A 21,599-nucleotide genomic window follows, 5' to 3' on the forward strand; every position below is an offset into this window, starting at 1 on the left:
ATGCGGCCGACGTTACGTTATCTCAGCCAGCAGGATGTGTTACAGCTGGGCGGCGCCGATCCGCACCGGGCCTTGCAGGATGTTATCGACGTGGTACATCTGATGCGCGGCGGCGAAGCCCATATGCCCGCGGAAACCCATATCGATTTGGCGACGCCGCTCGGCAAGGCCTACGCCCTGCCCGCCTACGTCGGCGGACGCTTTAACGCGGCCGGGGTCAAGTGGACGGCGCACCGTCCCCAGGCCGGGGATGCGCTGCCGCAGGCGCTGGCGCTGACCCTTATCAACCGCGCCGACAGCGGCGTGCCCGTCGGACTAGTGGAAAGCGCGCTGCTGACGGCGACGCGCACCGCGGCCGTCTCGGCGATCGCGCTGCGCTATGCCGCGCCGCGGCCGGTGAAACGGGTGCTATTGCTGGGCGCGGGCGTTCAGGCGCAAGCCCATATCGCCATGCTGAAATCCCTGTTCCCCGATCTGGAGCAGCTGATCTGCTGGAACCGCACCGAGCAGAAACGCGCGCGCCTGCTGGCGAATGCCGGCGATCTGCCGTGGCCGGTGGCATGCCCCGCCACTCTGGCTGCGGCCCTTGCCGGCGAAGCCGATGCGCTTATCACCTGTACCAGCGCCACGCAGCCCTTTCTTGGCGCGTCGGTGCTGCGTGAAGGCACCATCGTGCTGCAAATCGGTTATCACGAAATGAGGTTCTCCGGCATCCGCCGGGCCACTAAAGTCGTCGCCGATCTGTGGGGCGATTTCAGCCGGACCAGCGCCAAAAGTCTGTTTCAGATGTACCGCGCCGGGCGCTTTTCCCCCGACGAACTGGCCGCCGATCTCGGCCACCTGCTGCTTGACCACTGGCGGCCCGCGGCCGACGACCGGGTGTACTTTTCCTCTTTCGGCCTGAACGTTTTTGATATCGCCCTCGCCGCCCGCCTGCTGCAGGATGCCGAACGGCAGCAGCGCGGCCGCTTATTACCGTTGTTTCCAGGAGTTCAGTGATGTTGATAACAGCCCAAGAGATTTTGACGCAACAGCGACTGGGGCAATCCTACCTGTTGATTGACGTGCGGGAGGAGGCCGACTGGCAAGCCGCCACGCTGCCGGGCGCGGCCAGCATGAACGTTTACGACTATTTTATTCCCGATTGCACCGCCGAGGGGCTGGCGGCGATGGCGGCATCCTTTCAGGCGGCGTGGCGGCAACTGACGCAGAATAATAGCGGCATCCCGGTTTTTTTCGAACGGCAGGTAGGGATGCGTTCTCCGCGCGGCGCCTGGTTCGCCTGGCTTATCGGCCGGGAAGACGCCCTGATTCTTGACGGCGGCGTCGACGCCTGGCTGGCGGCGGGAGGAAGCTTACAGCCGGGAAACGGCCCGCGCGCGGCCATATTGGCCCACGATGCCGAAACCAGGCCCCCCGCGCGGCTGACGGCGCGCCAACGGCGCTGGGTCGCCAGCCGCGACGAAATACGGGCCGCGGACGATATCACCACGGTGATCCTTGATGTACGGCGGCCGGCTGAATTCGACGGCAGCTTTGTCCATGACTGCTGTCGCCGCGCCGGACGTATACCCGGCGCCCGTCTTTTATTCTGGCAGGAGGTCATCGAAGAGGGCCATTTCCTGCCGGGCGACAGGATTGCCGAACTGGCAGCGGGCGTCGGGTTATCCCCGCAACAGCGCATTATGATTTACTGCCATCGAGGCGCGCGCGCCGCCACGGTTCTCGCCGCGCTGCGGCTGGCGGGCTATCAAAACCTGGCGGTTTACGTCGGCTCCTGGCATGAGTGGGCCGAACATGCCGAACTGCCGCTGTTAACCGGTGCGGCGCAATAATAGCGCCTGGCGAATATCCGGCGCGGCGGCGATCAGCTCGCGGGTATATTCATGCCGCGGCGCGTTAAGTACCTGAGCGGCTGCGCCATATTCCACCACCTTGCCGCGATACAGCACCGCCACCCGATCGCAAACCTGACGCACCGCGCCCAAATCATGGCTGATAAACAGGATCGTCAAGCCAAGCTGTTGCCGTAGTTGATTGAGCAACGCCAGTATTTGTCCGCGAATCGACAGGTCCAGCGCAGAAACCGCTTCGTCGGCCACCAGTAAATCGGGCTCCAGCGCCAGCGCGCGGGCAATGGCGATGCGCTGGCGCTGGCCGCCGGAAAACTCCCCCGGCAGGCGGCGGGCGTGCTGCGGCTCCAGCCCCACCAGTTCGAGCAGTTCGGCGACGCGCGCCGGGATTTGATTTACCGGCCGGAGCTTATACACGCGCAGCGGCTCCGCTATCTGCTCGCCGATGGTCATTTTGGGGTTCAGGCTGGCGTAAGGATCCTGAAAGATAATCTGCGCGCGGCGGCGTAAAGCCTGTTTCTGCGCTTTGCTGGCCCGCCGGAGATCGGCGCCGTCGAAAATCACCTCGCCGTCGTCCGCCGGGATCAGTCCTATCGCCGCCCGCCCCAGGGTGGTTTTTCCCGACCCCGACTCGCCGATCAGCCCGACAATTTCACCGCGGTAAATATCGATGGTGGTGGGAAACAATACCGTCCGGCGCTCCCTGTTGAAAAAAAACCGCGCCCGTTGCCGCGGATAGCTTTTGGTCAGGGCGCGTAAACTGAGCAACGGCCGACCGGCGTCGGACTGGGTCGGCGCCAGGGGCTTAGACTCCGAGGCGGCAATCAGTTTTTGCGTATAGGGATTTTGCGGCGAATTGAGCAGCGTAGGAACATCCCCCTGCTCGACAAGTTGACCGCGATGCAGCACATAGGCGCGATCGGCATAGCGCGCCACCACGCCGAGATCGTGGGTTATCAGTAAAATGCCCATCGCCATCTCCCGCTGCAACTCCTGCAATAACGCCAGGATCTGCGCCTGAATAGTGACGTCGAGCGCGGTGGTGGGTTCATCCGCAATCAGCAGCGCGGGTTTGCAACTGATGGCGCCGGCGATCATCGCCCGCTGGCGCATGCCGCCGGAAAGCTGGTGAATATACTGTCCGGCGCAGTGCGCGGGATCGATAATCCCGACGCGATCCAGCAGTTCTATCGCCTGGCGGTGCGCCTGTCGCCAGCTTAACTGCCGGTGACGCACCAGCACTTCGGCAATCTGCTCGCCGATTTTCAGCACCGGGTTCATGCTGGTCATCGGTTCCTGAAAGACGGTGGCAATCTGCCTGCCGCGTAACCCTGCGGGGAAAGGCTGCTGCGGGCCGGCGATAGTCGTGCCATTAAACATAATGGCGCCATGATGCTGCCGCACGCCCTCAGGCAACAGCCCCATCAGCGCCAGCGCGCTAAGGGTTTTGCCCGACCCCGATTCCCCCACCAGCGCGACAATCTCGCGGCGGTCGACATAAAAGGAAATGTCATTAACCAGAGCAAGCCCATCGACGGTGCCTATGCCGAGTCCGGTTGCTTGCAATAAATGTGTCGCTGATGACATAGATCGCCGCCTGCCAGAGAAAGGTGAGTAAAGAATATATCCTATATTCTCTCTCCGCAACGCGGCGGGCTTAGTCCAATTTGGGATAAGGTATGCCTCTCGCCTTGGTTTGCGTAACCGTTGATTATTGCATACAGTTAAAGGCGGCAATGCAAACCACATTTCATTTTCCTTATCAGTCTGATAGTAAAATCAGTAGCGGACCGTCGCGCAACGCAGCGTTCACACCCATCGTTATTGTTCGTGTATCCCCGATAATTTATGGAGATCCCATGTCAGAATTGAGCGCCAATCTGATGATTTTCAGCGACCTCGACGGTTCACTGCTCGACCACGACAGCTACGGTTGGGAACCTGCGCGTCCCTGGCTGGAACGGCTGGCGCGGCATAAGATCCCGGTTATCATCACCACCAGTAAAACCGCGGCCGAAGTTGAGCGGCTGCAATACGAGCTTGGCCTCGACCACCTTCCCTATATTGCCGAAAATGGCGCGTTGATCGCCTTGCCGGCCAACTGGCACGGGCACCCGGACTATCCGCGCAAGATTTTCGCCGCCGACTACGCTTTTATTTGCGCCCGCCTTCATCAGCTGCGGGACAATCAAGACTTCCGCTTTAAAGGCTTTGCCGATATGGATGCCGCCGAGGTCGCCGCATTAACCGGATTACCGCTGCACGGCGCCGCGCTCGCCCGCCGCCGCGAAGCCTCCGAGCCGCTGCAATGGCTGGGCGATACGGATTCCCTGGTCCGCTTCCGGCTGGCATTGACGGATCTCGGGTTATCGCTGACCCAGGGCGGGCGTTTTTATCACGTGATGGGCGGCGGCGTCAGTAAGGGAACGGCGGCCAACTGGATAAAAGAACAGTACCCGGCTAAAAACGATAACCGGGTACGAACAATTGGCCTGGGCGACGGGCCGAACGATGTCGCCCTGCTGGCGGCGATGGATAACGCGGTGGTGATTAAGGCCAAGGGAAATCAGCTTGTCGACCTGCCGGAAAGCTATACCGGCAAATTATACCGCACGCGCAACATGGGGCCTGACGGCTGGAGCGAAGGCCTGGACCACTTTCTGGGTGATTCTCTTTCATCTTGAAATATCGATAAGATAAAGAACAATTTGTAGGGGAGAATACGATGAGTGAATTTTATCAGGATGGAATAATTACCAACTTTCACAATCTGACCCGGCGCAGCGTGGAAGAACTGGAATACGATTTACAGGTGTTTTCCGGGCAAAACAGCATGGGACTTATCCTCCCGTCCCTTTATTCGGAGCTGGAAGGGCCAGCGCTGGACAAGATTGTCGAGCAGTTGTCCCAGGTGCGCTATCTCGGCGAGATTGTCATTGGTCTGGACCGGGCGGACCGGGAACAGTTTCAATACGCGCGCAAGTTTTTCTCCCGCCTGCCGCAGCGCCACCGTATCTTGTGGAACGACGGTCCGCGGCTGAAGCAACTGAGCGATGAGCTGGCGGAGAGATCGCTGTCGCCCACGGAGCCGGGCAAAGGGCGCAACGTATGGTTCTGTGTCGGTTACACGCTGGCGTCGCGGCGCACCTCCTGCGTCGCTCTGCATGATTGTGACATCGTCACCTATGAGCGCGGCATGCTGGCCCGCCTGCTCTATCCGGTGGCGAATCCGTATTTTCATTATGACTTCTGCAAGGGCTACTATGCGCGCGTGGCCGATGGCAAGCTTAACGGGCGCGTCGGCCGTCTACTGGTTTTCCCGCTGCTGAAGTCGCTGCAAAATGTTTATGGCAATTCCGACTATCTGGAGTATATGCGCAGCTACCGCTATCCGCTGTCAGGCGAGTTCGCCATGCGCACGCATATCTTAAATAACCTGCGCATTCCCAGCGACTGGGGGCTGGAAATCGGCGTGCTGTCGGAGATCCACCGCGGCACGGCGACCAGCCGTATCTGCCAGGTCGATATCGCCGACAACTACGATCATAAACACCAGCCGATATCGGAAGACGACCCCAGTACCGGCCTGCAACGGATGGCCATCGATATCACCAAGGCGCTGTACCGCAAGCTGGCTATTCAGGGCGTGAACATTACCAGCGACTCTTTCCGCGTGCTGCGGGCGACCTACTACCGTACCGCGCTGGATATGATCGACGCTTTCGAACACGATGCCCGCATGAACGGTTTGCAGTTCGATCGCCATAAAGAAGAGTCCGCCGTCGAGCTTTTTTCCGACGTGATTACGCTTTCCGGCCAGGTATACAGCGACAGTCCGGGGGACAAACCCTTCGTGCCCAGTTGGAACCGCGTACAGTCCGCTTTCCCCGATGTGCTTGAACGGTTATACAACGCGGTCGAGGCGGATAACCAGGACGACTGAACGAGTTGAATGACCGCGCCCCGCCGCCTCCCGGCGGCGATGAATCAGCGTGAATAATCAATAATAGTAGCGCATCACTCTGCGATGTTATGGAACTGGATTTTTCAGATAAAGTGGCACAGAGTGATGACTGTCTTGCAATCTGTCAGGGAGTTAACCATGCAATGACGTTAGCCGACTTCCCCTGCTGTACCCGTACTGGCATCAGGCGCAAACCGCCGCCGACCGCTTTGGCAGCGCCGATTTGTCGCTTATCGCTCCGTATTTAACATAATCAAACACCGTCAGAGGGAATAACAACATGATAATTTTCGTTACCGGCGCCACGGCCGGATTCGGCGAAGCAATTACCCGTAAATTTATCCAGGAGGGCCATAAAGTCATCGCCTGCGGCCGTCGTCAGGAACGACTGGATGCGCTGAAAAACGAGTTGGGAACCTCCTTGCATACCTTACGGCTTGACGTTCGTAACCAGAAATCCATCGACCAGGCCATTACCTCGCTGCCCGCCGCCTGGCGCAACATCGATGTTCTGGTGAACAACGCCGGGTTGGCCCTGGGCCTGGAGCCAGCGCATAAAGCCTATGTGAACGACTGGGAAAACATGATCGATACCAATAACAAAGGGCTGGTTTTTACCACTCGCGCGCTGTTGCCGAATATGGTCAAGCGTAACGCCGGGCATGTGATCAATATCGGTTCCACCGCCGGCAACTGGCCTTATGCGGGCGGCAACGTATACGGCGCCACCAAAGCCTTTGTGCGCCAGTTCAGCCTTGGCCTGCGGGCGGATTTGTTCGGCACCCGGGTTCGCGTCACCAATATCGAGCCGGGCCTGGTCGGCGGCACGGAGTTTTCCGCCGTGCGCTTTAAAGGCAACGAAGACAAGGTCAACAAAACCTACGACAAGACCCAACCGCTTACCGCGGAAGATGTCGCCGAAGCGGTTTTCTGGGTCGCGACCTTGCCGGCCCACGTTAACATCAACTCCCTGGAAATGATGCCGGTCAGCCAGTCTTTCGCCGGGCTGAACGTTTATCGGGAGGAGTAGTCCCGTCTGGGGCGGAGTCTCTCTTCGCGCCCCGGCCGACGTCCGCGGTTATATTGCCGTTGATGTGAAGAGTGATACACTCCGTATCCTAAGCGTTTGCCTCCATATATCTGTCAAGGTGAATTATGAACCCACACTCCGTTGTATCTCTGTTCCGGGCCTTGATCCCGCTGTCCGTGATATTGGCTTGCGCGGCCTGGCAGCCGGCCGCGCTGGCGGATACCCGTCATATTATCGTCGAATCGGGCGACAGCAGCTTATCGAAAGAAGCGGCGCGCCAAAGCGGCGAACAGTGGAATGCCACCCATTCGTTGCGTAATAAAGTCAATGCGCGCGTCGAGAAAGAGTTTGATAAAGCTGAAAAGGCGATTGACGGGCGGGAGAAGTGCGACGCCAGTTATAACGTCAACGCCTATTGGGAAGCCAACACCGAGCGTTGTCTGGATCGCCGGACCGGCCGTCCGGTGACCCCCTGATTTTTAGTCTACGCTTGTAAAACAGGCATCATCGGCCTGGCGGCGACAATGCCGGGCGATGGGCGGGACTTTTTTCAGATAAAAGGGTGACAAGATGAAAAAGGCAATTATTTTTGGCGCGGCTTTATTGGTGATTTCCCCTCTGGCGGCGCAGGCGTCCTGTGAAAGCGTTAAAGCGGATATCTCACAGAAGATCATCAACAACGGCGTGCCGGAGTCAGGTTTTACGCTTGATATCGTGCCTAACGATCAGGTGGATCAGGTCGGCGGCCAGGTGGTCGGCCATTGCGAAAACGACTCGCAAAAAATCGTTTATACCCGCCACGCCGATGGCGAAACCAGCGCTGAAAGCGCGCCATCCACGGCGGATGGTCAGCCAGAAACCACCGCACAGTAAGTCTCTATTATCAACCAAGGCACGAACGCCGTGCCTTGTTCCTATTCCCGCTCCGCTTGCGCATGCTGCGGTCGCTGGTTCGCCGGGATCATCCATGCTGAAAATAACGTCATCACCGCGATCAGCGCGGAAACGATAAACACCCAATGCAGAGAAGATGAAACCTGCCAGGAGAGCGACTCAAGCTCCGTCGCGCTCATCATGCCGCGGCTGTGGACATCCATCAGCGTTTGCAACGGGTCGTGCATTTCCGGCAGACGCCAGTGCAGATTGATATTCAGCGTGGCGCCGAGGATCGCCGTACCCAGCGCGGACCCCAGCATACGGGTGAACATGGTTGACGCCGTCGCAATACCGCGAATGGAATAGTCCACCGAATTCTGGATCGAGACCAGAAAGGTGATGTTGCTCAACCCCATCCCCGCCCCGATAAGAAAAGCGGCGATACGCGCCCAGGCCAGGTCGCGGCCAGGATCGAGCATCAGCAGTATCAGGCTGCCGGCAATCAGCACCACGCCCCCGCTGACGGCGGTAACCCGATAGGATGTCCACAGCATTAATCTGCCGCCCAAGGTGCTGGCCAACGGCCAGCCGATAGACACCAACGCCAGAATGCTGCCGGCTTCCAGCGGCGTTCTCCCCATCACGCTCTGAATAAAGGTCGGCAGAAAAGCGCTGACCCCCATCAGGGCCGCACCGATAATCAAACCGCCGAGGTTGCCGGCGACGATCACCCGGCTACGCCATAGCGCCAGCGGAAAAAGCGGTTCCGGTGCGCGTTTTTCCTGCCTGAATAATAAAATACCGCCCAGCGCGCTGACGGCCAGCAACGGGACGATCCACAGTCCGAGCACTTCCGCTTGTAGCAGCGCCATCAACAGGCTGGCGACGGTGACGGAGAGATAGAACGCGCCGGCCCAGTCCAGTTTATGCCGACGAACCTGATTAACCGCGGGCAAATAACGGGCCAATAAAAATATCGACAGTAATCCAATCGGCACGTTAACCCAGAAAACCAGCGCCCAGTTGAAATGCTGCACGATAAACGCCCCCATAAGCGGGCCGACAATCGCCGATACTCCCCAAACGCTTGAGAGGTATCCCTGAATTTTAGGCCGCTCCATCGAACTATACACATCGGCGACAATGGTAAAGGCAATCGGGGTAATCGCCCCGGCGCCCAGCCCCTGAATAGTGCGAAACAGAATTAACCAGCCCATATTGGTAGCAAAACCGCATAGCACAGACCCCAGCAGAAAAATAATGGTGCCGATGAAAAAGACGCGTTTACGGCCGAAAAGATCGGCCAGCCGACCGTAAATGGGAATACTGATCGCCTGCGTCAGCAAATAACCGGCGAACACCCATCCCAGTAATGAAAAACCGCCCAAATCGGCAATGATCGTCGGCAAGGCCGTCGCCACGATGGTGACCTCAATGGCCGCGGTAAACATCGCCAACATACAGGCAATCAACACCCAGTGACGATGCGGTAGCGGAGGATGTTCAGAATGATTCGTTGTTTTCATTAAACTTTCTGCTTGGAGAATAGAATCAGTGGTTGAGTATATCAGTTGTTATCCCGCTGAGGGGCGGATGCGGTGGGGAAAAGAGAACTCCCGCGGGTTGCGGGAATTTGCCAAACCTGATGACGGGCGGCACATATTATCGCGATGAGTAATTCACCGCGGAAAGGTCGATATAGGAAGATAAATCACGCTGCTCGGCACGGGGTAAATAAGGCAGCTCGCCCAATTGCGGGGCGGGGATTTTTTTACGCAGCGCGCTAATAATTTCAGCGTAATTCGCCAGCCCCGGATTAATGCGGTTGGCGACCCAGCCCACCAGCGGTAATCCGTCATTAATAATCGCCTGAGCGGTTAATAACGCATGACTGATGCAACCCAGCTTAATGCCGACCACTAAAACCACCGGCAGTTGCTCCTGAACCACCCATTCGGAGTAGGGGCGCAGATCGTTCATCAATGTGCGCCAGCCGCCGCTGCCCTCGACCACCACCACGTCGGCGATGCCGCATAGGTAATGCAATCCCTGCGTCATGGTGCAGTAATCAACGGGATGCTCGCTGGCGCTGATTTCATCTTCCCGCAGCGCGATGGGATTCACCCTGTCGTAGGGTAAATCAAGCGAAGAGGCGGCCTGCAGCAGCAGCGCATCTTTATTCCGCAGCCCCTCTTCCGTTTCCACAGATCCTTTTGCTATCGGTTTATAACCCGCCACCGGTTTGTTGGTCATTGCCAGTTTTTGCAATAACGCTCTGGATACGACGGTTTTACCGACCGCGGTATCAGTGCCTGTAACAAAAATGCGTTTCAACATAAGAAAACTCCGGAGGCCACCTGAAAATAAAAATAACCAGCACTGCAAAAAATGCTTCCAAGCGTGGAAGTCTAGGCGATACGCCATTCTGGCAGCTTGCGTTAGCTCAAGTTAGCTCAATATTTTATTTCTCCGACCGCGCGTATTGGAAAACGGCAATGCACAGAGAAAAAGAAACACCCGCGGTTAACCCTGCAACAGCTTCACCAATAATGAACCGTTATACAGCGCATCTTTGATCAAGGCGGCGCCAGGCATAGTGCCCTGATTATAAAAGCGGGTCGCTTCTACCTGGATATTGTGGCTATAAGGAGGAAAAGATTGCTGATGAATACATCCCATCATCGCCGGATATAAAATACCGGCCGCTTTATTTAGCGGGGAACCGATTAAAATTTTATCGGGATTAAATAAATTAACCATAATGGCGACGATACGGCCGACGTTATTACCGACGTCGTTAATAATATCCCTGGCCAGTTGATCGCCCTTCAGTCCTGCTTCACAGAGACTGTCCACCGTCAGCGGAGAACCATGCAGCATCGAACTCATCGATGAACTCATGCGTTGCTGCGCCAGCTCCAACATGCTTTCCGTACTGGCGACCGTTTCAAGGCATCCGTGATTACCGCAATAGCAGCGTTTACCATAAGGGTCCACCTGGGTATGCCCTATTTCCACCAGATTACGGCTTCCGGCGTGCAAAATACGCCCGCCGGTAATCACCCCCGCCCCGACATTATGATCAATCACCACCTGAATAACGTTCTGACAACCGCGGGATGCGCCATACAGCGCCTCCGCCATGGTCCAGGCGCAAATATCATGCTGTACAAAAACCGGCAGCCCGGTTCGCTGCTCCAGGGCCGCCCCTATCGCCATCTCTTCAACGTCATAGAACGGCATGCGGTGGATCACGCCGGTGACGGCGTCGATCATGCCCGGCGCGGTGATGGCGATGGCGGTCAGCCGCTCTAGCCGCTTTTGATGCCGGATAAAGAACTGGTCGATTTCGTTCAGAATGCGCTGGAGCAAAGGTTGCGGATGTTCGGCGGGAAGAGGAACGCTATCCTCGACGACCAGTTTACTGCTCAGATCGCGCAGCGCCAGCGTGATGGCATTGTGGCTGATGCGCGCCGAAAGGTAATGCCAGGCCTCGGTATCAAGAATCAGACCGATGGCCGGACGCCCCCTGCTGCCTATATCCTGGTATTCCGTTTCCTGTACCAGGTGAGCTTCCAGCAGTTCGCGGACAATCTTGGTGATACTGGCCGGCGCCAATTGCGCCCGCTTGGACAGTTCAATACGCGATATCGGGCCATACTTGTCGATCAGTCGGTATACCGCCCCGGTATTGATTTGCTTAATTTGATCGATATGTCCTGGCTGACCGTCGGCAATCACAAACCTGGCTCCTACTCTTTATGGTTATCGCTGCTACCGCATTTCTATTTTTCACGCTGCAAAATAAAAAACTGAGGGCATGGTGGGGCTTTTCATCAAAGCCGTCAAATATTTGCTTCGTTATGTGATTTAATGCACAAACTGCAAATATTATCTGTTAAGCATTAACGAAATCAGCGTCTGTGCCGCGGATTTTAACGGCCGATTACGGGCGGTAACCAACCATACCTCGGTAATCGCATCGCTCTCGGCCAGCGGCAGATATTTCACCCCGTCGACTTTGATGCGCATAAAAGAGGCGGGAAGAATGGAAACGCCCAGCCCGGATGAAACCAGACCGACAATGGTCATGGCTTCGCCGACTTCCTGGGTGATATAGGGGTGAATACCGTACCGTTTCAATAACGTCAGCGTTTCATCATATAAAGCCGTGCCGACGGTGCGCGAAAAGAAAACGAAAGGCTCATTAGCCAATTGGCGAATACCGAGCGGCCCGTTTGACTGCCCGGCCAGCGGATGTTCCTCATGCACTACCGCAACCAGTGCCTCGTGCAGCAACAGTTGATGTTCAAGGGCGTCCGGAAGCGGATTATTACGCATCACGCCAATATCGAGCTTGCCGTTCAACAAGGGTTCGATCTGCTGCTTGGTGTTCAGTTCCATCATTTGGATATGCACCTGCGGAAAGGATTGGCGAAAGCGCAGCAGACTGCGGGACACTTTTTTGATAAAGGGCGCCGATGAGGTAAACCCAATCGTCAGCTCCCCTGTTTCACCGCGCTCGATGCGCGCGGCGCGCTCCGCCGCCTGGTTGACCTGAGCGATAATGGACCAGGCTTCTTTTAAAAACATGTCGCCCGCCGGCGTCAGACGCACATTACGGTTATTACGCTCCAGCAATCTGGCCCCCACCTGCTCTTCCAGAATCTGTATTTGCTGGCTGAGGGGCGGCTGCGAAATCAGCAATTTCTCCGCCGCGCGGCCAAAATGCAGTTCTTCGGCAACGGCAATAAAGTAACGCAGATGGCGTAATTCGATATTCATATTTTATAAGTATCAATTATGATTATTAATATATTATACAAAATAATATAGCTCTTCTATGATCGCCGTATTCATTCTTTTCCTAAATCTGGATTTATTTTGAGTACCCCGTCATCTCCGGCATCGCCCGCTATGCCCATTTCTATTAACACCGATGTGGAAGCGCTTTCACCCAAACCTATCGCACCCGGCAAATCACCTTATATCAAACGCGGCACGCCGCAGTTTATGCACGTTACCTTGGCGTTATTTTCCGCCGGCTTCGCCACTTTCGCCCTGCTTTACTGCGTACAGCCCCTATTGCCGCTTCTTTCGCAGGATTTCGCCATTTCTCCGGCCGCCAGCAGTCTGTCGCTTTCGGTATCAACGGTCACGCTGGCGATTGGGCTGCTGTTTACCGGCCCTCTTTCCGATACCGTAGGTCGCAAGAACGTGATGGCGGTCTCGCTGATGCTGGCCGCCGCCTGCACGCTTATTTGCGCCTTTATGAGCAGTTGGCAGGGGGTGCTGATTATGCGGGCGATGATCGGCCTATCGCTCAGCGGCGTGGCGGCCGTCGCCATGAGTTACCTGAGCGAAGAGATCCACCCCAGCGTGCTGGCTTTCTCCATGGGGCTTTATATCAGCGGTAATTCCATCGGCGGCATGAGCGGACGTCTGGTGAGCGGCGTATTGAGCGACTATTTTCCCTGGCGGGTTGCCGTGGGGACGATCGGCGTTCTGGCGTTAATCGCCGCATTAACCTTCTGGAAAATTTTACCCGACTCCCGTCATTTCCGCGCCGGCTCTTTGCGTCCCAAAACCCTATGGCTGAATACGAAACTGCACTGGCACGACGCCGGATTGCCGTTACTGTTTTTGCAGGGCTTTCTGCTGATGGGCTCGTTCGTTACCCTCTTCAACTATATCGGCTATCGCCTGCTGGAATCGCCTTACCTGCTTAATCAGGCGATTGTCGGCCTGCTGTCGGTGGTTTTCCTGACCGGCAGCTACAGCTCTCCTAAAGCAGGGGCATTGACTTCCCGCTACGGCCGCGGGCCGGTGCTCGGCATTTCCATCGGGCTGATGCTGCTGGGACTGGGCGTTACCGCCCTAAGCCCTTTGCCGTGCGTGTTTATCGGCATGATGCTGTTCGCCGCCGGCTTCTTTGCCGCTCATGCCGTCGCCAGCGGCTGGATTGGTCAGCGCGCGCGCCGGGCCAAAGGCCAGGCTTCATCCATGTATCTGTTCTGCTACTATCTCGGATCCAGTCTGGCCGGAACGCTGGGCGGCGTATTCTGGCACGCTTACGGCTGGGCGGGCATCACCGCCTTTCTGAGCACCCTGCTGCTGGTCGCCCTGGCGGTCAGTTTCCGCCTGAAACACTTGGCCTGATCTCACCCCCTACTCGATTAATCCTGCCAGGCGAACCAAATCACGGTTGCCGCCGGCGGGGATTGGTATTATAACCATTAGTATGTTGTAACTAAGATGGATAGTGTCATGGATCGCTATACGCTGATTGACCGCATGCACCGTTGCTTTACTACGCTGGAAGAAAAACTGGCCCTGATGCAGACGCAGTTTGCCGGGTTCAGGCTGTTGGTAGGCCGGGTTTATTCCCTGCCCGATATCGCAAAAGGCGCCGAGCACGACGCCATCACGCAAATCTCCGTACAACAGTACGTCGGCCAGCAAGCGCGTGAATTAGGACTGGCGCATTTTCGACGCCTGTTTATCCACCACTACCCGGAGACCATCAGCAGCAAAGCCGCCATCCGGCTTCCCGGCGCGCTCTGTTTTTCCGTCGATCATCGCCAGTATCAACAGGCGCAACGCCTTATCGCCGATATCAATGAGCTGAAGAAAGCGCTGGAGCAGATAGTGACCGTAGAGTCGGGGCTGGAACCTGAACAGCGCTTTGAGTTTGTGCATACCCATCTGCGCGGGCTGATCACCCTAAGCGCCTACCGAACGCTGACGCCGATCGTCGACCCGACGTCGGTACGCTTTGGATGGGCGAATAAACATATCATCAAAAATATGTCGCGCGCCGAACTGCTGGAGAAACTGCAAAAAAGCCTGCAAGCCGGCAGAGGCCCGGCGCCGTACAGCAAGGAACAATGGGCGGGATTAGTGGAGCAAGAGATCGAAACCCTATTGCGATTGCCGCCACGGGCGGCGCTAAAAATAAAGCGCCCGGTTAAAGTCCAGCCCATCGCCAGAGTCTGGTACGCGCAACGGCAAAAGCAGGTGCAGCATCCCTGCCCGTCTCCGCTGTTAGTGCTGTGCCGGCAAGAGAGCGGCGGCGAAGTTCCGGTTATCGGCGGGCTGAATAACTATGACGCCGACAACATCAAGCATAAACATAAACCGCAGGCGACGCCGCTGCGTTTGCTGATCCCCCGTCTGCACCTGTATACCGACGCGCCGTAAACGACGCCTGCCGCAGATCGCTCCCCGGCAGGCAGGCAAACAAACGAGTAGCGCAATCAGCTTTTCAGGCTGCCGACCATATCCTCAGGCCGTACCCACTCATCGAACTGCTCTTCGGTGAGATACTCCAGCTTCAGCGCGGAGGCTTTCAGCGTCAGCCCTTCCTTATGCGCCTTTTTGGCGATTTCAGCGGCTTTGTCATAACCGATATGGGTATTCAGCGCCGTAACCAGCATTAGCGACTCGTTCAACAGTTGGTCGATACGCTCACGATTCGGTTCTATGCCGACGGCGCAGTGGTCATTGAAGCTTTTAATGCCGTCAGCCAGCAGACGGACGGACTGCAGGAAATTATGAATCACCAGGGGGCGGTAAACGTTGAGTTCGAAGTTGCCCGAAGCGCCCCCGATATTGACGGCGACGTCATTTCCCAGCACCTGGCTACTCAGCATGGTAACCGCTTCACACTGCGTAGGATTGACTTTACCGGGCATGATGGAGCTGCCGGGTTCATTTTCCGGAATGCTCAGTTCGCCGATGCCGCAGCGCGGCCCGGACGCCAGCCAGCGCACGTCATTGGCAATCTTCATCAATGACGCCGCCAACCCTTTCAACGCGCCGTGTCCGTGAACCAGCGCATCGCAGGTGCCCAGCGACTCGAACTTGTTCGGCGCGGTGACAAACGGCTGGCCGGTGAGGCGCGCCAGTTCGGCGGCGACGCGCACGGCATATTCCGGATGGGTGTTCAACCCGGTGCCGACGGCGGTTCCGCCCAGCGCCAGTTCGGCCAGATGGGGCACGCTGTCCCGGATATGCTTCAGGCTGTGTTGCAGCATCGCCGCCCAGCCGGAAATTTCCTGTCCCAGGGTTAACGGCGTGGCATCCTGCAGATGGGTGCGGCCGATTTTCACGATGTCTTTAAATTTTTCCGCTTTCGCCGCCAGCGTCTGATGCAGTACCTTCAATTCAGGGATAAGGTGTTCATTAATCGCCACCACCGCCGCGACGTGCATCGCCGTAGGAAAAACGTCGTTGGAACTCTGGCTTTTATTGACGTCGTCATTGGGGTGGACCAGCCGGTTGCTCCCCCGCTCCCCGCCCAGCAGTTCGCTGGCGCGGTTTGCCAGCACTTCATTCATATTCATATTGCTTTGGGTGCCGGAACCGGTTTGCCAGATGGCCAACGGAAACTCGCCGCCATGCTTGCCGGCCAGAACCTCATCGGCGGCCTGTATAATAGCGTTGCCGCGATCAGCCGGAAGCAGTTTCAGGTCGATATTAACGCTGGCGGCGGCGCGTTTGGTCTGTGCCAGCGCATAAATCAGCGCCCGCGGCATTTTTTCTTCTGAAATGCGAAAATGCTCAAGCGATCGCTGCGTCTGAGCGCCCCATAAGCGGTCGGCAGGAACGTCAATCGGCCCCATTGAGTCTTTTTCAATACGCGTCGTTGTCATTACCTTTTCTCCTTATCATTCTGAATGATGAAAGTTGCACTGCCTGGAATAGTGACACATAAAACATTAACATGGTGTGAGCCGATGCCGCGTATTCATCACCAATCACTTTATTAACTATTGGAATTATTTTAATCGGCGGTTATATAACCTCAGGAATCCATCATGCAAAAAATGCTCAATCGCGTCCAGCACTACGCCTGGGGCAGCAAAAACGCTTTAACTGAGCTATATAGCATTGAAAATCCTAGTAATTTACCAATGGCTGAATTATGGATGGGCGCCCATCCGAAAAGCAGTTCCCACGTCATTGATGAAAAAGGCAACGAGCGCAATCTGCGCGAAGTGATTGCCGCAAACCTCCCCTCGCACCTTGGCGCGGCCGTGGCGCGGCGCTTCGGCGAATTACCGTTTTTATTTAAAGTGCTGTGCGCGGAGCAGCCGCTTTCCATTCAGGTGCACCCCAGCAAATCCGCGGCGGAACAGGGCTTTGCCAGGGAAAATGCGGCGGGTATTCCATTGGATGCCGCCGAAAGAAACTATAAGGATGCCAATCACAAGCCGGAACTGGTGTTTGCGCTCACCCCTTTTCAGGCGCTGAACGGCTTTCGAGAATTATCTGAAATTGCCGCGCTGTTAGCGCCGGTCGCCGGCGCTCATCCCTCTATTAGCGCTTTTTTGCAACAGCCGGACGACAAAAATCTCGCCATGCTGTTTGCCAACCTGCTGAGCATGAGCGGCGAGCAAAAAGAGCGCGCGCTGGGGGTATTAAAAGCCGCGCTGAACAGCCAGCAGCATGAACCCTGGGCAACGATTCGGGACATTACGCGCTTTTATCCGCACGACAGCGGTCTGTTTTCCCCCCTGTTGCTCAATGTCATTACGCTTCAGCCGGGCGAGGCGATGTTTTTATACGCCCAAACGCCGCACGCTTACTTAAACGGCGTGGCGCTGGAGGTCATGGCGAATTCCGACAACGTGCTGCGGGCAGGTTTAACGCCGAAGTACATTGATATTCCAGAGTTATTGGACAACGTGGATTTTGTCGCCAAACCCGCCGCCGATTTATTGACCTCCCCCATCAGACTGGGAAATGAGCTAAGCTTCCCTATTCCGGTGGACGATTTCGCCTTTTCGCTGCATAACCTGAGCGATGAAACGCAAACGCTCAGCCAGAGCAGCGCCGCTATTGTCTTCTGCGTCGACGGCCAGGCGTTACTGCAAAACGATCGGCAGCAAATCAGGCTCAAGGCGGGCGAGTCCTGCTTTATTTCCGCCGGTGAATCGCCGGTATGGGTTCAGGGACAAGGACGCATCGCCCGCGTATTTAATCGGTGATGACCGGTATATATACCCTCTCGCCTTGAAGAATCGGGGCGTGTTTTTAAATAAAAGGATAAATAAAAATGAAGAAGTCGTTAATTGCCGCCGGCGTTATCATCGCTCTGGGTGCCGTCTGGACAGGCGCATCCTGGTACACCGGTAAACAGCTGGCTCAGCATATTGATGAATTTACCGACGATATCAATGCACAACTCAAATCCGCCTATCCGGACGCCGGACTGAAACTGGTGTATCGCGATTATCAGGGCGGCATTTTCAGCAGTAAACTGGCCTATGTGCTGCAAGCCGACGGTTCCGCCAAAGGGACGCGGCTACTCGCCCCCGGCGAGGAGATTGTTCTCAATGAGTCGGTTTCTCACGGTCCGTTCCCGTTAGCGCAGCTCAAGCAGTTTAATCTGCTGCCGGCGATGGCGTCGGTGCATAGCGAACTGGCGAATACGCCGGTGGTTAAACCGCTGTTCGATCTTACCGGGAATAAACCGTTTATCTCCGCTGAAACCCGCGTGGCCTACAGCGGCGATACCCGTTCAGAGGTGACGCTGCTCCCGGTCGAGCATCAGGTCGACGATCGGAAATTTTCCTTTAGCGGCACCGAACTCCGGTTGGACGTCGCCAGTGACTTGCGCAGCAGCGCGCTGGCGGGAACCGTTAATAACCTGCTGGTGGAAAAGAAAAATCCATGGGGTGAAACCGAGCAGGTCATCATCAATGATTTTTCGCTTGATACGGCCAACCGCAAAGGTAAATTCGACCTTAACCTGGGCGACGGCAAGGTGACCGTCAAGAGCTTGAAATTTACCGTTGAAGGCGGAGAACCGGTTACGCTGAATAATTTCGCGGTACAAAGCAGCGTCACTGAAGATGAGAAGAATCTGGCGGGGAAATTGTCCCTGACGCTGGAATCACTGACCGTCAGCGAGCGTAATCTCGGCTCGGGGAATCTGCATCTCACCTTCTCCGGACTTGACGGCGAAGGCACCAAGCGTTTTGCCGCCGAGTATCAGAAAAAAGTTCAGCAACTTTTGCAGAATGCGCAAATCCTGGATCCTGATAGCTACCAACACGAAATAGCCATGGTTTTTCTGCAACATTTGCCTGATTTACTGAAAGGCAACCCCAATATAACCCTCTCCCCGGTCAGTTGGAAAAACGCCAAAGGAGAAAGCACCTTCACGCTGGCGCTGGACTTGACCGATCCCTTGCAGAACGCGGCGAAAGCAACCGATCCGACCGCTTCCGATGAAGAAAAAATCATCCGCCAGTCGCTCAACAAGCTGGATGCCCGATTGAACGTGCCGTTGGCCATGCTGGCGGAGCTGATGGTGCAGGCCGGGCAACAACAACCGGTAAACGATGAAGAGAAGGCGCAAGCCGATAAAATGGCGCTGCAACAGGCGCAGATGATGGCAAGTATCGGCCAGATGAATCAGGTTACCGTCACCAAGGACAATGCCATCACCAGTTCGTTGCAGTATGCCGACGGCCAGGTTGATTTCAACGGCAACAAAATGTCCCTGGCGGACTTTATTGCGCCCTTTATCACCATTCCCGGCGAAAGCGATGAAGCGCCGCAGGAACCACAGGTGCCGCCCCTCGCGCCGCCCGCGCAGTAACCGGCAAAACCGGTGGCGGCTTTAGGCCGCCGCCGGCGTTGTTGTCCGCCCCGGCTGTTCCCGTTAAGAGATTAAGCATGCAAAAATACCAAACATTGATGGAAGAACGTCAGAGCGCCATCTACTTTAGCGCGGTTATCGCCGCAGGCGTGACCGCCCTGTTGCTGCCCGGTACGGAAAAACTGGACGTGGCGATCAATCCGGCGCTGGCATTGATGCTGTTCGTCACTTTCCTACAGGTGCCGTTAACGTCGCTAAAACGCAGTCTGACCCGGGTACGCTTTCTTGGCGCCCTGCTGGCGGCCAATTTTATCGTTATACCGCTGTTCGTGGCCTGCCTTATTCCTTATTTCCCCGCCGACCCGCTTATCCGACTGGGCATGCTGCTGGTGTTGCTCGCCCCTTGTATCGATTACGTGGTGACCTTCTCTCATCTCGGCCGCGCCGATGCGCCGAGTTTGCTGGCCGCCACCCCCGCGCTGCTGGTGGCGCAAATGCTGGCATTGCCGTTTTACCTCGGACTGTTTCTCGGCCGGGAAGCGGCCGGGCTTATTCATATCGCGCCGTTTTTCCACGCCTTTATCTGGCTGATTGCGCTTCCCCTGCTGCTGGCCGGACTGGTGCAATGGGGAGCGTCCCGCCTGCCGGCTGTGGATAAGTTCGCCGACCGCCTCGGTTTTCTGCCGGTTCCCGCCACCGCGCTGGTGTTATTCGTGGTGGTGATTTCCGTTATTCCCCAGCTAAAAACCACCTGGCCGATGGTGCTGAGCGCCGTTCCGTTCTATGCGCTGTTCGCTATCATCGCTCCCGTATTGGGATGGTTGACGAGCAAGGTATTCCGCCTTGCGCCGGCTGGCGGGCGGGCGGTGGCCTTCAGCGCCGGGACGCGGAACTCTCTGGTGGTTTTGCCTTTGGCGCTGGCCATCCCCGGCGCCATCCCGCTGCTGCCGGCCATTATCGTCACCCAGACCCTGGTGGAACTGTTAAGCGAGCTGATTTATATCCGGGCGATCCCCAGGCTGACCGCGCCGCCATCCCGCTTATCCGACTGAATTTGCCGTTGCCGGCATTTGTTTTTATACTTCACCGCACTTAACGGGCCACGGCCCGGCTTACTGATACCAAGAGTACTCCATGATTGATTTGCAACTCCCGCTAACGGATCTTCACCGCCACCTGGATGGTAATATCCGGGCACAGAGCATCCTGGAACTGGGCCGCCAGTTCAATATCGCCTTACCCGCCAATGACCTGGCCTCACTGCGCCCTCATGTTCAAGTGACCAAAACCGAACCGGATTTGCTGAGTTTTCTACAAAAGCTGGATTGGGGCGTTGCCGTTCTGGGATCGCTGGATGCCTGCCGCCGCGTCGCTTATGAAAATGTTGCAGACGCCGTCAACGCCGGGCTGGATTATGCGGAGCTGCGTTTCTCCCCCTACTATATGGCGATGAACCATCGGCTGCCGATTGCCGGCGTGGTGGAAGCCGTAATTGACGGCGTGACCGCGGGCAGCCGCGATCTCGACATTGATATCCGTCTGATTGGCATTCTGAGCCGCACCTTCGGCACCGAGGCCTGCCAGCAGGAGCTGGATGGCCTGCTGGCCCATCGCGACCGTATTGTCGCCCTCGATCTGGCCGGCGATGAGCTGGGGTATCCCTGCGAGCTTTTTTCATCGCACTTCCGGCAGGCCCGTGACGCCGGCTGGCGCATTACCGTGCACGCCGGAGAAGCCGCCGGTCCTGAAAGTATCTGGCAGGCCATCAACCAGCTGGAAGCCGAGCGGATCGGCCACGGCGTTACCGCGATTATCGATACCGGACTAATGGCGTATATGGCGGAAAACGGCATCGGTATTGAATCCTGCCTGACCTCCAATATCCAGACCAGTACGGTGGAGTCGCTGGATCGGCACCCGCTGTTGCATTTTCTGCGTCACGGTATTCCCGCCACGATTAATACCGACGATCCTGCCGTACAGGGCATCGAAATCCGCAACGAGTATCAGGTTGCGGCGCCCTTGGCCGGGTTGACCGCCAAAGAGACCCGGCGGGCGCAGGAAAACGGATTGGATATCGCCTTTATCAGTGAACAGGAAAAGCAACGGCTGCGGGAGAAAGTACTGCGTAAACGGGGCGCGGCGGCGTCCTCGCGGGCATAACGCATCACCGTCGTCCCCGCGGTTGTAGGCGGGGACCTGCTTGTGCAAGCGGTTCGGTGTCGCTGAGATCCCCGCCTGCGCGGGGATGACGGATTTGGAGTG

At 56.8% G+C, this 21,599-nt stretch carries 19 protein-coding genes; 13 read left to right on the forward strand and 6 right to left on the reverse strand.

Annotation, left to right across the window (positions count from 1 at the left end):
* Both EH206_RS10610 and EH206_RS10615 read left to right on the forward strand, forming a co-directional pair.
* Positions 1-999, forward strand: a complete 999-nt coding sequence (locus EH206_RS10610) for an ornithine cyclodeaminase family protein (RefSeq protein ID WP_009112764.1) — start codon at positions 1-3, stop codon at positions 997-999.
* Positions 999-1,835, forward strand: a complete 837-nt coding sequence (locus EH206_RS10615) for a sulfurtransferase (protein ID WP_009112765.1) — start codon at positions 999-1,001, stop codon at positions 1,833-1,835. The genes EH206_RS10610 and EH206_RS10615 overlap by 1 nt, the downstream gene beginning before the upstream one ends.
* Here EH206_RS10615 and EH206_RS10620 read toward each other — a convergent pair.
* Positions 1,815-3,440: a dipeptide ABC transporter ATP-binding protein gene (locus tag EH206_RS10620; protein ID WP_009112766.1), complete on the reverse strand. Its 1,626-nt coding sequence runs from the start codon at positions 3,438-3,440 to the stop codon at positions 1,815-1,817. The genes EH206_RS10615 and EH206_RS10620 overlap by 21 nt on opposite strands.
* A gap of 272 nt (positions 3,441-3,712) precedes the next feature.
* Here EH206_RS10620 and EH206_RS10625 point away from each other — a divergent pair, with 272 nt between their 5' ends.
* The 5 genes from EH206_RS10625 to EH206_RS10650 all read left to right on the forward strand — a co-directional run bounded on the left by EH206_RS10625 (position 3,713) and on the right by EH206_RS10650 (position 7,720).
* Positions 3,713-4,537, forward strand: coding sequence for a mannosyl-3-phosphoglycerate phosphatase-related protein (locus EH206_RS10625; protein WP_009112767.1), 825 nt, complete (start codon positions 3,713-3,715; stop codon positions 4,535-4,537).
* A 41-nt stretch (positions 4,538-4,578) separates the two neighbouring features.
* Positions 4,579-5,796: a glycosyltransferase family protein gene (locus EH206_RS10630; RefSeq protein ID WP_009112768.1), complete on the forward strand. Its 1,218-nt coding sequence runs from the start codon at positions 4,579-4,581 to the stop codon at positions 5,794-5,796.
* Between the two features lie 301 nt (positions 5,797-6,097).
* Complete coding sequence (gene ydfG / locus EH206_RS10640) at positions 6,098-6,847, forward strand: bifunctional NADP-dependent 3-hydroxy acid dehydrogenase/3-hydroxypropionate dehydrogenase YdfG (RefSeq protein ID WP_009112769.1); 750 nt, start codon at positions 6,098-6,100, stop codon at positions 6,845-6,847.
* Between the two features lie 125 nt (positions 6,848-6,972).
* A complete protein-coding gene (locus tag EH206_RS10645; RefSeq protein WP_009112770.1) occupies positions 6,973-7,323 on the forward strand; it encodes a DUF1283 family protein in 351 nt (116 codons plus the stop codon).
* 94 nt (positions 7,324-7,417) lie between these two features.
* Positions 7,418-7,720, forward strand: a complete 303-nt coding sequence (locus EH206_RS10650) for a DUF1161 domain-containing protein (RefSeq protein WP_009112771.1) — start codon at positions 7,418-7,420, stop codon at positions 7,718-7,720.
* Between the two features lie 41 nt (positions 7,721-7,761).
* On the opposite strand, the gene EH206_RS10655 is transcribed toward EH206_RS10650, so the two are convergent.
* From EH206_RS10655 to EH206_RS10670, 4 genes are all read right to left on the reverse strand, one after another.
* The gene (locus EH206_RS10655; RefSeq protein ID WP_009112772.1) at positions 7,762-9,249 is read right to left on the reverse strand and encodes an MDR family MFS transporter; all 1,488 of its coding nucleotides are present in this window, start codon (positions 9,247-9,249) and stop codon (positions 7,762-7,764) included.
* A 136-nt stretch (positions 9,250-9,385) separates the two neighbouring features.
* Complete coding sequence (gene bioD / locus EH206_RS10660; protein ID WP_009112773.1) at positions 9,386-10,060, reverse strand: dethiobiotin synthase; 675 nt, start codon at positions 10,058-10,060, stop codon at positions 9,386-9,388.
* 186 nt (positions 10,061-10,246) lie between these two features.
* Positions 10,247-11,464 carry a sugar metabolism global transcriptional regulator Mlc gene (mlc, locus tag EH206_RS10665; protein ID WP_009112774.1) on the reverse strand — a complete coding sequence of 406 codons (1,218 nt, stop codon included), beginning with the start codon at positions 11,462-11,464 and terminating at the stop codon, positions 10,247-10,249.
* Between the two features lie 150 nt (positions 11,465-11,614).
* A complete protein-coding gene (locus EH206_RS10670) occupies positions 11,615-12,508 on the reverse strand; it encodes a LysR substrate-binding domain-containing protein (protein ID WP_009112775.1) in 894 nt (297 codons plus the stop codon).
* Between the two features lie 132 nt (positions 12,509-12,640).
* Between EH206_RS10670 and EH206_RS10675 the strand changes: the two genes are divergently transcribed.
* Positions 12,641-13,882: an MFS transporter gene (locus EH206_RS10675; RefSeq protein WP_009112776.1), complete on the forward strand. Its 1,242-nt coding sequence runs from the start codon at positions 12,641-12,643 to the stop codon at positions 13,880-13,882.
* Positions 13,883-13,990: 108 nt separating this feature from the next.
* A complete protein-coding gene (gene tus, locus EH206_RS10680) occupies positions 13,991-14,923 on the forward strand; it encodes a DNA replication terminus site-binding protein (RefSeq protein ID WP_009112777.1) in 933 nt (310 codons plus the stop codon).
* A 56-nt stretch (positions 14,924-14,979) separates the two neighbouring features.
* Here the strand turns inward: tus and fumC are convergent, their stop codons facing one another.
* The gene (gene fumC, locus EH206_RS10685; RefSeq protein ID WP_009112778.1) at positions 14,980-16,377 is read right to left on the reverse strand and encodes a class II fumarate hydratase; all 1,398 of its coding nucleotides are present in this window, start codon (positions 16,375-16,377) and stop codon (positions 14,980-14,982) included.
* Positions 16,378-16,542: 165 nt separating this feature from the next.
* Between fumC and manA the strand changes: the two genes are divergently transcribed.
* The 4 genes from manA to add all read left to right on the forward strand — a co-directional run bounded on the left by manA (position 16,543) and on the right by add (position 21,497).
* Positions 16,543-17,715, forward strand: a complete 1,173-nt coding sequence (gene manA / locus EH206_RS10690; RefSeq protein ID WP_009112779.1) for a mannose-6-phosphate isomerase — start codon at positions 16,543-16,545, stop codon at positions 17,713-17,715.
* Between the two features lie 68 nt (positions 17,716-17,783).
* Positions 17,784-19,334 carry a YdgA family protein gene (locus EH206_RS10695; protein WP_009112780.1) on the forward strand — a complete coding sequence of 517 codons (1,551 nt, stop codon included), beginning with the start codon at positions 17,784-17,786 and terminating at the stop codon, positions 19,332-19,334.
* A 77-nt stretch (positions 19,335-19,411) separates the two neighbouring features.
* Entirely contained in the window at positions 19,412-20,386 is a 975-nt protein-coding gene (locus EH206_RS10700) for an arsenic resistance protein (RefSeq protein ID WP_009112781.1), read from the forward strand.
* Between the two features lie 82 nt (positions 20,387-20,468).
* Positions 20,469-21,497, forward strand: coding sequence for an adenosine deaminase (gene add, locus EH206_RS10705; RefSeq protein ID WP_009112782.1), 1,029 nt, complete (start codon positions 20,469-20,471; stop codon positions 21,495-21,497).
* The last annotated feature ends 102 nt before the right edge of the window (positions 21,498-21,599 follow it).

Source organism: Brenneria nigrifluens DSM 30175 = ATCC 13028 (genome assembly GCF_005484965.1).
GTDB lineage: Bacteria > Pseudomonadota > Gammaproteobacteria > Enterobacterales > Enterobacteriaceae > Brenneria > Brenneria nigrifluens.

What these genes read in the sequence shown, in the direction of transcription:
- EH206_RS10610 (WP_009112764.1), top strand. Translation starts at nt 1, where the DNA reads ATGCGGCCGACGTTACGTTATCTCAGCCAGCAGGATGTGTTACAGCTG.
- EH206_RS10615 (WP_009112765.1), top strand. Translation starts at nt 999, where the DNA reads ATGTTGATAACAGCCCAAGAGATTTTGACGCAACAGCGACTGGGGCAA.
- EH206_RS10620 (WP_009112766.1), bottom strand. Translation starts at nt 3,440, where the DNA reads ATGTCATCAGCGACACATTTATTGCAAGCAACCGGACTCGGCATAGGC.
- EH206_RS10625 (WP_009112767.1), top strand. Translation starts at nt 3,713, where the DNA reads ATGTCAGAATTGAGCGCCAATCTGATGATTTTCAGCGACCTCGACGGT.
- EH206_RS10630 (WP_009112768.1), top strand. Translation starts at nt 4,579, where the DNA reads ATGAGTGAATTTTATCAGGATGGAATAATTACCAACTTTCACAATCTG.
- ydfG (WP_009112769.1), top strand. Translation starts at nt 6,098, where the DNA reads ATGATAATTTTCGTTACCGGCGCCACGGCCGGATTCGGCGAAGCAATT.
- EH206_RS10645 (WP_009112770.1), top strand. Translation starts at nt 6,973, where the DNA reads ATGAACCCACACTCCGTTGTATCTCTGTTCCGGGCCTTGATCCCGCTG.
- EH206_RS10650 (WP_009112771.1), top strand. Translation starts at nt 7,418, where the DNA reads ATGAAAAAGGCAATTATTTTTGGCGCGGCTTTATTGGTGATTTCCCCT.
- EH206_RS10655 (WP_009112772.1), bottom strand. Translation starts at nt 9,249, where the DNA reads ATGAAAACAACGAATCATTCTGAACATCCTCCGCTACCGCATCGTCAC.
- bioD (WP_009112773.1), bottom strand. Translation starts at nt 10,060, where the DNA reads ATGTTGAAACGCATTTTTGTTACAGGCACTGATACCGCGGTCGGTAAA.
- EH206_RS10670 (WP_009112775.1), bottom strand. Translation starts at nt 12,508, where the DNA reads ATGAATATCGAATTACGCCATCTGCGTTACTTTATTGCCGTTGCCGAA.
- EH206_RS10675 (WP_009112776.1), top strand. Translation starts at nt 12,641, where the DNA reads ATGCCCATTTCTATTAACACCGATGTGGAAGCGCTTTCACCCAAACCT.
- tus (WP_009112777.1), top strand. Translation starts at nt 13,991, where the DNA reads ATGGATCGCTATACGCTGATTGACCGCATGCACCGTTGCTTTACTACG.
- fumC (WP_009112778.1), bottom strand. Translation starts at nt 16,377, where the DNA reads ATGACAACGACGCGTATTGAAAAAGACTCAATGGGGCCGATTGACGTT.
- manA (WP_009112779.1), top strand. Translation starts at nt 16,543, where the DNA reads ATGCAAAAAATGCTCAATCGCGTCCAGCACTACGCCTGGGGCAGCAAA.
- EH206_RS10695 (WP_009112780.1), top strand. Translation starts at nt 17,784, where the DNA reads ATGAAGAAGTCGTTAATTGCCGCCGGCGTTATCATCGCTCTGGGTGCC.
- EH206_RS10700 (WP_009112781.1), top strand. Translation starts at nt 19,412, where the DNA reads ATGCAAAAATACCAAACATTGATGGAAGAACGTCAGAGCGCCATCTAC.
- add (WP_009112782.1), top strand. Translation starts at nt 20,469, where the DNA reads ATGATTGATTTGCAACTCCCGCTAACGGATCTTCACCGCCACCTGGAT.